Genomic DNA, 13,631 nt, shown 5'->3' with positions numbered 1-13,631 from the left:
GTAGAGTAATGCCATCGTTCTCAGATTCGAGTCATGAACCTCTTCGCATCCCTGGTCTCCCTTGTGTCGGGTCCGCGTGTTTCCGCGCGCCGCCAGCTCCAGTCGCTCTACCGCAACCAGGCGGTCATCGAGTTCGAGCCTAACGGCACCGTGGTCTATGCCAACGAGCCCTTCCTGGCGCTCATGGGCTATTCGCTGAGGGAACTCAAGGGCCGGCACCACCGCACCTTTGTCGACGCGACCGAGCAGGGTTCGCCGAACTATCTGCAGTTCTGGAGCCGGCTGCAGCGCGGCGAGGCCTTTGTGGGGCGCTGCCGACGCATCACCGGCAACGGCCGCGAGGTGTGGCTGCAGGCCAACTACAGCCCCGTGTTCGACGGCTCGGGCAAGGTGGTGCGGGTCGTCAAGTACGCCATGGACATCTCGCAGCAGGTGCTGCGCGACGCCGAGACGCAAAGCCAGCTGGCCGCGGTCGGCCGGGCGCAGGCCGTGATCGAATTCGACCTGCAAGGCCGCATCCTGCGCGCCAACCGCAACTTTCTGGACGCACTGGGCTACCGCCACGAACACGAGATCGTCGGCAAGCACCACAGCATGTTCGTGAGCGCCGAGGAGCGCCAGGGCGCCGCGTACCGCGCGTTCTGGGAGCACCTCGGGCGCGGGCAGTTCCACCAGGGCCAGTTCGCGCGCGTCGGCCGCGAAGGCAACACGGTGTGGATCGAGGCCAACTACAACCCCGTGCTGGACCAGTCGGGCCAGCCGTTCAAGGTGGTCAAGTACGCCACCGACATCACGGCACGGTTCGAAGCCACGCGCATGGTGCAGGGCGCGTTCGAGGAACTGCAGCACCTGGTCAAGCAGAGCGCCACGCAGGCGGACGACGCGCACAGCCACACCCGCCAGGTCGCCACGGTTGCGCTCGACGGCGCCAGCGCCTCGGCCGACGCCATGACGACGATGCAGCAGATCCAGGCGGACTCCAAGCGCATCTCCGACATCGTGGGGCTGATCGACGGCATTGCCTTCCAGACCAACATGCTGGCGCTCAACGCGGCCGTGGAAGCCGCCCGCGCGGGCGAAGAGGGACGCGGCTTTGCCGTGGTCGCCGGCGAGGTGCGCAGCCTGGCCCACCGCAGCGCGGCGGCCGCGCGCGAGATCAGCGGGCTGATCTCCGCTTCGGCGGCCCGCGTGCAGACCGGCAATGCAAAGGTGCAGGAGTCGGGCCGCGTGATGCAGGAAATTCAGCACTCGGCGCAGCAGGCCTCGAAGATCATGGAAGCCATCGTCGAGGCCTCGCGCACGCAGGACGTGCGCCTGGGCGCGGTGAACCAGGCGATGGCGCGGCTGGAAGCGGCGGACAGCCGGGCCTGACCGCCTGAGCCCTGCCGCAACGGATCAGGCCGGCTCTGCGACTGCCGCCGGGGCGGGTGCAGGAACTGCCGCCGCCGGGCTGGGCACGGCCGCCGGCGCAGCCTCGGCCGCCATCCGGCTCAACGCCAGAGCGGCCGTCAGCGCAAACCGCGTGCGCGCATCGCCCTCGGCCGTGTTGCTCACCGTGGTGCCGGCGCGCTCGCTCCTGCTGGCCGTGCGCACCGCGTCGGGCCGGTGCACGGGCACCATGAACGGCGAGTGCGTGGTGTAGAGAATCTGGCTGCCGAAGTCTTTCTCGAAGTGCGCCAGCAGGTCGGCCTGAGAGTGGGCGTGCAGGTGCAGCCCGGGCTCGTCCAGCAGCAGCACGGCGTCCTGCGCCCGGCCGCCCTGGGTGTCGGCGAAGAACGCGACGTAGAACGAGAAGAACCACTGGAAGCCGCGGCTGCGCTCGTCGAGGTTCACCTCCACCTCGTAGGCGTCGCCCGGGTCGGACACCAGCGTGTCCAGGTGCTGCCCGTCGAGGTTGAAGCGCACCTTCAACGCCCGGTCCTTCCACAGCCGGCGGATCTCTGCCGTGACCACCGCGCCGGCGCGGTTGGCCAGCTGGTTGCGCGTGGCCAGGTCGTTCTTCTCGAGCAGGTCCTGCAGCCGCTGCGGGTCCAGCCCCGCCACCTTGCACAGCTGGCCGAAGCTGCGTTGCGCGGGCGTGAGCTGGCCCCAGCCCTGGCGCCCCAGGTACTCGGCGATGTTCTGGCGCCCGGGCAGCGCCGGGTACTCGTCGACGTAGACGAAGCGCGGGAGCTTCTCGAGCACCCAGGCCTGTGCCCTGGCCAGCGCCGGCGCGTCGTTGGCAATGGCCAGGGCCATGTCTTCCAGCTCGGCCAGCATCTGGTCCTGCTTGTCGCTGAGCTCGGCGCCCGCCGCGGCCAGCGCACGGCGCAATGCCTGCGCCGCCGCGACCGCGCCGGCGGACCACCGGATGTAGTCGGGGCTCATGATCATCACGGCGTCGAAGGTGTCGGCCGCCTGTTCCAGCAGGGCCCGGGCCTCGTCAGCGACCTTCTCGGCGGCCGCCTTCACGGCCGGCACGATCTTGCGCACCTTGCCCTTGATGTCGCTCACGTCGAGCGACAGCGCCGCGAGCCCTTCGAGCCCGGCCGAGCGCGCCGTGCCGTAGCCCCGGCTCGCGGTGACATGGCGCACGCCGGCCGCGCGCGGAAGCATGTCGGCCAGCGCAGCCTGCTCGCCGTCGTCCAGCGCCCAGCGCGTGAAGACGACCGGCGTGTCGCCGGTGCACTCGTCCAGGCGGCGGTGGCGCGGAAAGTCCTTGATGGGGCTCAGCTCGGCCAGGCCCTCGGCCGGGTTCAGGCTGTGCAGCGCGCGCAGCAGGTTCGACTTGCCGCTGTCATTTCGACCGAGGATCGCCGTGATCTGCGAGGAATCGATGAGGCCGCTGTCGTGGATCGAGCGAAAGTTGGTGATCTGGAATGACGCCAAGCGCATGCAGGGGTTCTCTTCTGAATTGAATACGGGGTCGGGGAATGTATTGCATCCCCGACCCCGCGGCCTCGACGGCAGAAGAAAAAACTGCGCGGCGCTGTCCAGCGCCGGGCGTTGCTACTCGGACGCGCGCCGCAGCGTGTCGACCACGGGCCGGCGCAGCACGTCGCGCAGGCCCCACCAGCCCGCGCCCAGCGCCAGCACCGCGCCGGCCAGCGCGCCGGCAACGGGCACCAGCGGCGACGCGGTCCAGGTGAACTCGAACACGTAGCGCGCCAGCGCCCAGCCGATCACCGAAGCCACGATGCTCGCAAGAAAGCCCGCGAGCAGCCCGACCCCCACCAGCTCGGCGCGCTGCACCTGCCGCAGCAGGCTGGCGCGCGCGCCCACCGCGCGCATCACGGCGAACTCGCGTGCGCGCTCTTCGCGCGTGGCCGTCACCGCCGCGAACAGCACCACCAGGCCCGCCGCCAGCGTGAAGCCGAACAGGAACTCGACCGCGCGGATCACCTGGTCGAGCACGCGCTGCACCTGGTTGATGGTCGCGCTCATGTCCACGTTGGTCACGTTGGGGTAGCTGCGCACCAGGGCGTTGTCGAAGCCCTTGGTCTCGGGCGCGCGGAAGGCGCCCATGTAGGTCACCGGCACGTCGGCCAGCGAGGCCACGGTGTACATCACGAAGAAGTTGGCGTGCAGCGAGCCCCAGTCGACCTTGCGCAGCGAGGTGACGCGCGCGTCGTTCTGCATGCCGCCGATGTCGAAGCGCAGGCTGTCGCCCAGCTTCAGGCCCAGCGTCTCGGCCAGGCCCTCTTCCACGCTCACCTCGCCGGCCGCGCCGGGCGTCCACTTGCCGGCGGTGATGCCGTTGTGCGCGGGTGCCTGCGTGGCGTTGCTCAGGTTGAACTCGCGGTCCACCAGGCGCTTGGCACGGTCTTCGGCGTAGTCGTCTGGCGTCACGGGCTTGTCGTTGATGGCGACCAGGCGGCCGCGGATCATCGGGTACCAGTCGAACTTGGCCACGCCCGCGTCGCGCAGCGACTTCTGGAAGGCGTCGCTCTGGTCGGGCATGACGTTGATGACGAAGCGGTTCGGCGCGTCGGGCGGCGTGGCCTTGCGCCAGCTGGCCACCAGGTCGGTGCGCAGCAGCACCAGCAGCACCAGCGCCAGCAGCCCGACGGACAGCGCGCTGACCTGCACCACCGCATAGGCCGGCCGCGCAGAGATCTGCCGCGTGGCCAGCACCAGCCAGCGCGGCGCGGTGGTTTCGTTCACGCTGCGGCGCAGCACCTTCACCGCCAGCCAGCTCAGCAATGCGAACACGGCCACCGCGGCCGCGAAACCGCCGACCGCGATCAGCCCCAGCTTGAGGTCGCTGCTGGCCGCCATCAGCAAGGCCGCGAAGCCTGCCACGCCCACGCCCAGCACGGCCAGCGACGCCGGCTTGAGACCGCCCACGTCGCGCCGGATCACGCGCAGCGGCGGCACCTTGGCCAGCTGCAGCACCGGCGGCAGGCCAAAGGCGAACAGCAGCGTGAGGCCCATGCCCAGGCCGAAGGCCACGGGCCACAGCGTGGCGGCCGGCAGCGCGGTCTCGACCAGGCCGGCCAGCAGCAGCACGAACACGTAGTGCACCGCGAAGCCGATGGCCACGCCCAGCGCGCTGGCCACCAGGCCGATCACCGCGAATTCGAAGGCATAGGCCATGGCGATGGTGCGCTGGCTCTGGCCCAGCACGCGCAGCATGGCGCAGTCGTCCAGGTGGCTGGCCGCGAAGCCGCGCGCGGCCAGCGCCACGGCCACGGCCGACAGCAGCGCCGCCAGCAGCGCCACCAGGCTGAGGAATTTCTCGGCGCGGTCCAGCGTCTGGCGCATCTCGGGACGGCCGCTCTCGAAGGAATCGAGCCGCACGCCGCGCAGCTCGCCCTTCTTGATGGAGGCGTCGGCCCAGTCGGTGAAGCGCTTCACCGCCACGTCGTTGCCGGCCACCGCATAGCGGTAGCCCACGCGGCTGGCCGGCTGCACGAGCGCGGTGCGCGCCACGTCGGCCTGGTTGAGCATCACGCGCGGCGAGAAGCTCATGAAGCCGGCGCCGCGGTCGGGCTCCAGCGTGATGACGCGGCCCACGCGCAGGCCGGCGTCGCCCAGCAGCAGCGTGTCGCCGACCTTCAGGCCGAGCGAGTCGAGCAGCGAGGCATCGACCCACACCTCGCCGGCCGGCGGAATGTCGCGCGTGACCGCGCCCGCGCCGTCGAGCGTGGTCGAGGTCTGCAGGCTGCCGCGCAGCGGGTAGCCCGGCGCGACGGCCTTCAATGCCACCAGCTTGCTGGCGCCGCCCTGCGCGTCCTCGGCCCGCGCCATGGTCGGAAAGCCGTAGGTGCCGGTGCCTTCCAGGCCCAGCGACTTCGCCTGCGCCATGAAGGCCTCGGGCGTGGGGTTGTCGCTGACCACCACCGCGTCGCCGCCCAGCAGCTGGCGCGCATCGCGCTTCAGTCCGCCCTGCAGGCGGTCGGCAAAAAAGCCGACTGCCGTCAGCGCGGCCACGGCCAGCAGCACGGCGACGATCAACAGGCGCAACTCGCCGGCGCGCAGATCGCGCCAGAGCGTGCGCCAACCCAGGCGGAGGGAGGCATTCATGGCCGCGACGATAGCCCAGAGGCCCCCACGCGGCGGCATTCAAGGGTTATTGCGGGGTGATTGCCGGCCTTGGCCTACTTGATCGCATCAAGGTGCTGTCGCATGATGCAAAAAAACATCCCCGCCCCGGAACACCGAACATTCAAGGGGTGGCCGCGGGGACACACCAACAATCCGCGGTCCGATCGCCTTTCCCACGAAGGAGTGTCGATGCCTCGTTCCCAGCGCCTGCCAGCCGTCGGCCTTTGCCTGGCCGCGTGTTTGTTCTTGACTGCCTGCGACCCCAAGCCCACGACCGGCATGGCCGCGAGTGCGCCTGCCACCGCGCCTTCGGGCGCCAGCCCGGCCGGCATCAAACCCGCCGACTCCGGCGACAAGGTCGACGCTTCTGCCGCACACAAGGGCCCCTCCGAAGGCGGCGCGGCCGTCGGCGGCATGAGCGGCCCGAACGGCGGCGGCTCCTCCGGCGGCGCGGCGCCCTCGCCGAGCGGCGGCGACGGCACCGCGCCCAAGTAGCGCGGTTCGCCGCCTCCAGCTTTCCCCAGGCAAAGAAGAAGCTCCCGATGAAACACCCCACTTCACCGCTGCAGGAGGTCACGTCATGGACATGAACCGCCGGCAATTCTTCCGCGTGAGCAGCGCGGGGCTGGTCGGCTCCAGCATCGTGGCGCTCGGCTTCTCGCCGACCGCCGCGCTGGCCGAGGCCCGCAACTTCAAGCTCGCGCGCACCACCGAGACGCGCAACACCTGCCCCTACTGCTCGGTGGGCTGCGGGATCATCATGTACAGCCTGGGCGACAAGGCGAAGAACGTGGTGTCCGACATCCTGCACATCGAGGGCGACGCCGACCACCCCGTGAACCGCGGCACGCTGTGCCCCAAGGGCGCGGGCCTGCTCGACTTCGTGCACAGCCCCAACCGCCTGAAGTACCCCGAGGTGCGCGAGGCGGGCGCCACCGAGTGGAAGCGCATCGGCTGGGACGAGGCGCTCGACCGCATCGCCAGGCTGCTCAAGGCCGACCGCGACGCCAACTTCCAGACCACCAACGCCGACGGCAAGACGGTGAACCGCTGGACCAGCTCCGGCATGCTGTGCGCCTCGGCCTCGTCCAACGAAACCGGCTACATCACCCACAAGGCATTCCGCTCGACCGGAATGCTGGTCTTCGACAACCAGGCACGCGTTTGACACGGACCCACGGTGGCCAGTCTGGCCCCGACGTTCGGCAGAGGCGCAATGACCAACCACTGGCAGGACATCCAGAACGCGGATGTCGTGCTGATCATGGGCGGCAACGCGGCGGAGGCGCATCCGTGCGGCTTCAAGTGGGTGATCGAGGCCAAGAAGCAGAACAAGGCACGCCTGGTCGTGGTCGACCCGCGATTCACGCGCTCGGCCGCCATGGCCGACTACTACGCCCCGGTGCGCGCGGGCTCGGACATCGCGTTCCTGGCCGGGGTCATCAACTACCTGCTGGGCAACGAGAAGATCCAGACCGAGTACGTGCGCAACTACACCAACGCGCCGTTCATCGTCGGGCCTGACTACAAGTTCGAGGACGGTATCTTCAGCGGCTACAACGCCGAGAAGCGCAACTACGACCCCAAGTCGTGGAACTACGCGCTCGACGAGGCCGGCATGGCCAGGGTCGACATGACCATGCAGGACCCGCAGTGCGTGCTGCAGGTCATGAAGCGGCACTATTCGCGCTACACGCCCGAGCTGGTGAGCCGCATCACGGGCACCCCGCAGGACAAGTTTTTGAAGGTGTGCGAGTACATCGCGAGCACCAGCACGTCCACGCGCACCATGACCATCCTGTATGCGCTGGGCTGGACGCAGCACAGCCAGGGCTCGCAGATGATCCGCACCGCCGCCATCGTGCAGCTGCTGCTGGGCAACATCGGCGTGGCGGGCGGGGGCATGAACGCGCTGCGCGGGCACAGCAACATCCAGGGCCTGACGGACCTGGGGCTGCTGTCGAACTCGCTGCCGGGCTACATGTCGCTGGCGCGTGACAGCGAGCAGACGCTGGAGGACTACTACAAGACCCGTGCGCTGAAACCCCTGCGCCCCAACCAGATGAGCTACTGGCAGAACTACCCGAAGTTCTTCGTCAGCATGCAGAAGGCGTGGTGGGGCGACGCGGCCACCGCGCAGAACGAGTGGGGCTTTCACTACCTGCCCAAGATCGACAAGCTCTACGACATCCTGCAGGCCTTCGAGCTCATGAACCTGGGCAAGCTCAACGGCTACATCTGCCAGGGCTTCAACCCGGTGGGCTCGTTCCCCGACAAGAAGAAGATCGTCGACGGCCTCTCGAAGCTCAAGTTCCTGGTCACCATCGACCCGCTGGTCACCGAGACCAGCGAGTTCTGGCGCAACTTCGGCGAGTTCAACGACGTGAAGACCGCGGACATCCAGACCACGGTGTTCCGCCTGCCCTCCACCTGCTTCGCGGAAGAAGACGGCTCGCTCACCAACTCCAGCCGATGGCTGCAATGGCACTACAAGGGCGCGGAGCCGCCGGGCGAGGCCAAGGGCGACATCGAGATCGTGGCGAGCCTCTTCAACCGCATTCGCACGGCGTACATCAAGGACGGCGGCGCCTTCCCCGACCCGATCGTCAAGCTGACCTGGCCGTACAAGATCCCGCATTCGCCCTCCGCGCAGGAGCTGGCGATGGAATACAACGGCCGCGCGCTCACCGACCTGCTCGACCCGAAGGACCCGAGCAAGCCGCCCACGGCCAAGGCCGGCGAGCAGCTCTCGGGCTTCGGCCTGCTGCGCGACGACGGCAGCACGGCCAGCGGCTGCTGGATCTACAGCGGCGCGTGGACGCAGGCCGGCAACCAGATGGCGCGGCGCGACAACGCCGACCCCTACGGCATCGGGCAGGCGCTGAACTGGTCGTGGGCCTGGCCGGCGAACCGGCGCATCCTGTACAACGCCGCCTCGACCGATCCCACCACCGGCAAGCCGTGGATCGCCAGGCGCGGCCTCATCGCCTGGGACGGCACCAAGTGGGCAGGCTCCGACATCCCTGACATCCGGCCCGACGCCAACCCGATGGAGGCCGAGGCGGTGCGCCCGTTCATCATGACGGCCGAGGGCGTGGCGCGGCTCTTCGCGCCCACCGGCATGGCCGAAGGGCCGCTGCCGGAACACTACGAGCCCTTCGAGTCGCCGCTGGTCAACAACCTGATGCACCCGAACAACGCGGTGGCGCGCGCCAACCCGGCGGCACGCATCTTCAAGGGCGACCTCGAGCGACTGGGCGTGCCGGCTGATTTTCCGTACGTGGCGACCAGCTACCGGCTGACCGAGCACTTCCACTACTGGACCAAGAACGTGCGCACCTCGGCCATCATCCAGCCGCAGCAGTTCGTGGAGATCGGCGAGGAGCTGGCGAAGGACAAGGGCATCGCGCACGGCGACATGGTCAAGGTGTGGAGCAAGCGCGGCCACATCAAGGCGGTGGCGGTGGTGACCAAGCGCATCGTCGGCCTGCAGGTGGACGGCCGCACGGTGCACACGGTGGGGCTGCCGAACCACTGGGGCTTCGTCGGCATCGCGAAGCCGGGCTACCTGGTGAACACGCTCACGCCCTTCGTGGGGGACGCGAACACGCAGACGCCGGAGTACAAGTCGTTCACTGTGAACATCGAGAAGGCGTGAGATGAAGCAGTTCCTCAACGCCCTCGATGCCTTCGTCTTTCTCCCTCCTCTTCCGGGGGAGGGCCGGGGTGGGGGCACGACGGCCTCCACTGCCACGCAGCGCTTCCTCGAAGGCCTGCCCCCATCCCAGCCTTCCCCCAAAGGGGGAAGGGGCAAGACCAAAAACCGGAGCCGCTGATGTCCTCCCTCCAGACCCTCGACATCGCCGCCCGCTCGGCCACCACCACGCCCTCGCCCGACATCCGCCACCGCCCGCAGGTGCAGCAGGTGGCCAAGCTCATCGACGTGTCCACCTGCATTGGCTGCAAGGCCTGCCAGGTCGCGTGCATGCAGTGGAACGACCTGCGCGACGAGGTCGGCACCAACCACGGCACCTACGACAACCCGGTCGACCTCACGCCGGCCTCCTGGACGGTGATGAAGTTCTCCGAAGTGGAGCCCGAAGCCGGCAAGCTCGAATGGCTGATCCGCAAGGATGGCTGCATGCACTGCGACGACCCCGGCTGCCTGAAGTCTTGCCCCGCGCCGGGCGCCATCGTCAAGTACAGCAACGGCATCGTCGACTTCATCAGCGAGCACTGCGTGGGCTGCGGCAACTGCGTCACCGGCTGTCCCTTCGACGTGCCGCGCATCAGCAAGGCCGACAACAAGGCCTACAAGTGCTCGTTGTGCTCCGACCGCGTGGGCGTGGGCCTGGAGCCGGCCTGCGTCAAGGCCTGCCCCACGGGCGCGCTGCACTTCGGCACCAAGGAAGACATGCACGAGTACGCCTCGGAACGCATCGTCGACCTGAAGGACCGGGGCTTCGCCAACGCCGGCGTCTACGACCCGGCCGGCGTGGGCGGCACGCACGTCATGTATGTGCTGCAGCATGCCGACCGCCCTGGCCTGTATGCCGGCCTGCCCAAAGACCCGCACATCAGCCCGCTGGTGTCGCTGTGGAAGGGCGTGGCCAAGCCGCTGGCGATGGTCGCGATGATCGGTGCGGTGGTGGGGAGCTTCTTCCACTACATGAAGACCGGGCCGATCGAGCCGAAGGAAGAGCATCCGGACGCCGATCTCGACGGCAGGCCCGGCGACGTGGTGGTGATCGAGGCGCCGCCGGCGTCGTCGACGGCAACCGCCGAGCGCCCCCACGACACACCCCGTGCATGAGGAGAACGCGATGACCCGCTACTACCTTCGCCGCTACCGCGATGCGACGCGCATGAACCACTGGTTCGTTGCGATCATGTTCTTCGCGGCCGCGCTCTCGGGCCTGGCCTTCTTCCACCCGGCCCTGTTCTTCCTGAGCACGCTGTTCGGCGGCGGGCCGTGGACGCGCATCCTGCATCCCTTCATGGGCGTGCTGATGGTGCTGGGCTTCGTGTTCCTGTTCTTCACGATGTGGCGCGAGAACGTGCTCGACCGTGGCGACCGCGAGTGGATCAAGAACGCGCCCAGGATGCTCAAGGGCGACAAGTCGGGCATGCCGCCCGTGGGCAAGTACAACGCCGGTCAGAAGCTGGTGTTCTGGGCCTTCGGCGTGAGCCTGCTGCTGCTGTTCGTGACCGGCTTCATGTTCTGGAGCCCGTGGTTCGTCGGGTTCTTCCCCATCCTGCTGCGGCGCATCGCGGTGGTGGTGCATTCGGTGTCGGCGGTGGTGCTGATACTTTCGGTCATCACGCACATCTACGCCGCGATCTGGGTCAAGGGCACGCTGCGCGCCATGACGCGCGGCACCGTCACCGAGGGTTGGGCCAAGCTGAACCACCCGCTGTGGCATCGAAAGATGACGCGCGGTGAATAGCGCCTCCCCGCATTTCCTCCTCCCCTCCCGGGGGAGGGCTGGGGTGGGGGCACGACGGCCTGGACACCACCCGGGTGCTCGTTGGGCACTGCCCCCATCCCAGCCTTCCCCCGGCAGGGGAAGGAGCAAGACAAATCGCCAGATCGCTGTAGAGTGAGCGCAATGAACAGTCCTCCGCCGATCCGGACCACGCGGGTTCTCGATCCCGAACAGATCGCGATGCAGGCCGGGCGGCAGATGCCGTTCCTGCGCCTGCCCGTGCGTGCCGCCGTGTTCTCCGACCGGCAATTGCGATTGCGCCAGCTCGCGGCCTCGCATCCGATGCGCGAGTACCTGATCTTCATCGCAGACCTTGCGCAGGCGCAGCACCAGGTGCTGCAGAACTACCCGCAGGTTGCGCTGCCCGAATCGACCGCGCTCGAAGCCGCGGCGCAAGTGCTCAAGCCGCCGATGCCCGCGTTCGGCTGGACGCGCGATGCCGTGTGGCGACAAGAGCTTCGCAGGCTGCTCGGTCTCTTCCGCGTTCGCGTGCCCGAAGGCGCGGCACGCGACACGCTCGACCGCGTGGTGGCCGCCGACGACGCATGGCTCGAACAGCAGGCCGACCTTCTTTCGCGCCGCATCATGTTCGGGCTCGACCTGGCCGCGGCCCCGTTGATCGCTGCCGGGCTGCAGGCCTACTGGACCCATCTCGTGCTGCAGGTGGCCGAACGCGACGGCGAAAGCATCTTCGGCCGCACCGACCCCGGCACCGAATGCCCCTGCTGCGGCAGCGCGCCCACCGTGAGCGTCACGCGCATCGGCGCGGACGAAGCGGGGTTTCGCTACCTGCACTGCTCGCTGTGCAGCACCGAGTGGCACTACGTGCGCATCAAGTGCGCGCACTGCGAGAGCACCAAGGGCATCCACTTCGAATCGCTCTCGCCGCAGTCCGGCGTGGAACTGCCGGCCACCGGCGCGCGCGAAGGCGCGGTGAAGGCCGAGTGCTGCGACAGCTGCGGCCACTACCTCAAGCAGATCGCGATGGAGAAAGACCCCGAGGTCGAACCCGTCGCCGACGACTTGGCCAGCGTCACGCTCGACCTGCTTGTCTCCGAAGCCGGGCATCAACGCAGCGGCCACAACCTGATGCTGCTGTTCGGCGACCCCGAGATCGCAGACGACGGCGGAGGCGGCTGATGGCGACGCCGAAAGAGTCCGTGGTCCACGGCTCGACGGCAAGGCCCCAGGATCTGCCTTCTGTCGATCAACTGCTGCGCCTCGAAGTGCCGGGCGCATTGCTCACCGAGCACGGCCGCACACTGGTGGTGAAGGAAGCGCGCGCATTGCTGGAAGGGCTCCGTGCGCAAGCCGTTGCCGGAACGCTGCCGGCGTCCGACGTGCATCAGCAGGCCCTCGGCGCGGCGCTGGCAGCGCGTGTGCGCTCCCGCCTCGCACCGCGCATGCGCGCCGTGCTCAACCTGACGGGCACCGTCATCCACACCAACCTCGGACGCGCGCTGCTCGCCGATGCCGCGCTGCAGCGGCTGCTCGCGGTGATGACCTCGCCCAACAACCTCGAGTACGACCTGGCCACCGGCAGCCGCGGCGACCGCGATTCGCTGGTCGAAGAGCTGCTGTGCACCATCACCGGCGCCGAAGCCGCCACGGTGGTCAACAACAACGCGGCCGCGGTGCTGCTCACCATCGCGGCGCTCGCTCGCGAGCGCGAGGTGATCGTCTCGCGCGGCGAACTGGTCGAGATCGGCGGCGCCTTCCGCATGCCCGACGTGATGGCCAGCGCCGGCGCGCGCATGGTCGAGGTCGGCACCACCAACCGCACGCACCCGCAGGACTACGAGCGCGCCATCAACGACCACACCGCGCTGGTGATGAAGGTGCACACCAGCAACTACGCGGTGCAGGGCTTCACGGCCGCGGTCGACGAGGCCACGCTCGCCGGCATCGCGCACGCGCGCGGCGTGCCGCTGGCCACCGACCTGGGCAGCGGCTCGCTGATCGACCTGGCGCACTACGGCCTGCCGCGCGAGCCGCTGCCGCAGGAGATGCTGGCCGCCGGCTGCGACGTGGTCACCTTCTCGGGCGACAAGTTGCTGGGCGGCCCGCAGGCCGGCCTCATCGTCGGCAGCAAGGAGGCCGTGGGCCGCATCCGCAAGTTCCCGATGAAGCGCGCGCTGCGCATGAGCAAGCTGCCGCTGGCCGCGCTGGAAGCCACGCTGGCGCTTTACCTGCGGCCCGAGCGGCTCGCGCAGGACCTGCCCACGCTGCGGCTGCTGACGCGGCCGGCCGAGGCGATCCGCGAGATGGCCGAGGCGCTTCTTCCTGCCGTGCAGGCCGCCGTGTCGCCGCGCTTCACCGTCGCGGTCGTGCCGCTGCTGGGGCAGATCGGCTCCGGCTCGTTGCCCGTCGAACGCCTGCCTTCGGCGGGCCTGGCGCTCGCGCCGGCCGGCACGTCGAAGAAGGGCCTGGGCACGGCGCTCGACGCGCTCGCCACCGCCTTGCGCAGCCTGCCGCTGCCGGTGATCGGCCGCATCGCGCAAGACCGCCTGCTGCTCGACCTGCGCTGCCTGGAAGACAGCGCACCATTCGTTGCGCAGTTGCCTTTGCTGAAGGAGCAGCTCTCGTGACATCGCCCCGCATTCCTCCCTCCCCCTCTGG

9 protein-coding genes are annotated in these 13,631 nt (G+C 69.0%); 7 read left to right on the top strand and 2 right to left on the bottom strand.

Annotated elements, in window-relative coordinates:
• Positions 1 to 33: 33 nt before the first annotated feature.
• Positions 34 to 1,371, top strand: a complete 1,338-nt coding sequence (locus AC0IYU_RS22265; RefSeq protein ID WP_472121150.1) for a methyl-accepting chemotaxis protein — start codon at positions 34 to 36, stop codon at positions 1,369 to 1,371.
• A gap of 24 nt (positions 1,372 to 1,395) precedes the next feature.
• Here AC0IYU_RS22265 and AC0IYU_RS22260 read toward each other — a convergent pair whose 3' ends face one another.
• Entirely contained in the window at positions 1,396 to 2,874 is a 1,479-nt protein-coding gene (locus AC0IYU_RS22260; RefSeq protein ID WP_472121148.1) for an ATP-dependent nuclease, read from the bottom strand.
• A gap of 114 nt (positions 2,875 to 2,988) precedes the next feature.
• The gene (locus AC0IYU_RS22255) at positions 2,989 to 5,505 is read right to left on the bottom strand and encodes an ABC transporter permease (RefSeq protein WP_472121146.1); all 2,517 of its coding nucleotides are present in this window, start codon (positions 5,503 to 5,505) and stop codon (positions 2,989 to 2,991) included.
• 210 nt (positions 5,506 to 5,715) lie between these two features.
• On the opposite strand from AC0IYU_RS22255, the gene AC0IYU_RS22250 reads away from it, so the two are divergent.
• The 6 genes from AC0IYU_RS22250 (at position 5,716) to selA (ending at position 13,600) form a co-directional block, all read left to right on the top strand.
• A complete protein-coding gene (locus AC0IYU_RS22250; RefSeq protein ID WP_472121144.1) occupies positions 5,716 to 6,021 on the top strand; it encodes a hypothetical protein in 306 nt (101 codons plus the stop codon).
• Between the two features lie 85 nt (positions 6,022 to 6,106).
• Positions 6,107 to 9,184, top strand: a complete 3,078-nt coding sequence (gene fdnG, locus AC0IYU_RS22245; protein WP_472121141.1) for a formate dehydrogenase-N subunit alpha — start codon at positions 6,107 to 6,109, stop codon at positions 9,182 to 9,184.
• A 177-nt stretch (positions 9,185 to 9,361) separates the two neighbouring features.
• Positions 9,362 to 10,339 carry a formate dehydrogenase subunit beta gene (gene fdxH / locus AC0IYU_RS22240; protein ID WP_472121139.1) on the top strand — a complete coding sequence of 326 codons (978 nt, stop codon included), beginning with the start codon at positions 9,362 to 9,364 and terminating at the stop codon, positions 10,337 to 10,339.
• Between the two features lie 10 nt (positions 10,340 to 10,349).
• Positions 10,350 to 10,973: a formate dehydrogenase subunit gamma gene (locus AC0IYU_RS22235; RefSeq protein ID WP_472121136.1), complete on the top strand. Its 624-nt coding sequence runs from the start codon at positions 10,350 to 10,352 to the stop codon at positions 10,971 to 10,973.
• Positions 10,974 to 11,135: 162 nt separating this feature from the next.
• Positions 11,136 to 12,152: a formate dehydrogenase accessory protein FdhE gene (gene fdhE / locus AC0IYU_RS22230; RefSeq protein ID WP_472121134.1), complete on the top strand. Its 1,017-nt coding sequence runs from the start codon at positions 11,136 to 11,138 to the stop codon at positions 12,150 to 12,152.
• The gene (selA, locus tag AC0IYU_RS22225; protein WP_472121132.1) at positions 12,152 to 13,600 is read left to right on the top strand and encodes an L-seryl-tRNA(Sec) selenium transferase; all 1,449 of its coding nucleotides are present in this window, start codon (positions 12,152 to 12,154) and stop codon (positions 13,598 to 13,600) included. Before fdhE ends, selA begins: the two co-directional genes overlap by 1 nt.
• Positions 13,601 to 13,631: the final 31 nt, after the last annotated feature.

This window comes from Variovorax sp. AC103 (genome assembly GCF_979254005.1).
Note: the sequence above shows the minus strand (reverse complement) of the source record. Positions and strands in the feature narration are given on the sequence as shown.

Coding starts and splice junctions, on each gene's coding strand:
- AC0IYU_RS22265 (WP_472121150.1), top strand. CDS start 34: ATGAACCTCTTCGCATCCCTGGTCTCCCTTGTGTCGGGTCCGCGTGTT.
- AC0IYU_RS22260 (WP_472121148.1), bottom strand. CDS start 2,874: ATGCGCTTGGCGTCATTCCAGATCACCAACTTTCGCTCGATCCACGAC.
- AC0IYU_RS22255 (WP_472121146.1), bottom strand. CDS start 5,505: ATGAATGCCTCCCTCCGCCTGGGTTGGCGCACGCTCTGGCGCGATCTG.
- AC0IYU_RS22250 (WP_472121144.1), top strand. CDS start 5,716: ATGCCTCGTTCCCAGCGCCTGCCAGCCGTCGGCCTTTGCCTGGCCGCG.
- fdxH (WP_472121139.1), top strand. CDS start 9,362: ATGTCCTCCCTCCAGACCCTCGACATCGCCGCCCGCTCGGCCACCACC.
- AC0IYU_RS22235 (WP_472121136.1), top strand. CDS start 10,350: ATGACCCGCTACTACCTTCGCCGCTACCGCGATGCGACGCGCATGAAC.
- fdhE (WP_472121134.1), top strand. CDS start 11,136: ATGAACAGTCCTCCGCCGATCCGGACCACGCGGGTTCTCGATCCCGAA.
- selA (WP_472121132.1), top strand. CDS start 12,152: ATGGCGACGCCGAAAGAGTCCGTGGTCCACGGCTCGACGGCAAGGCCC.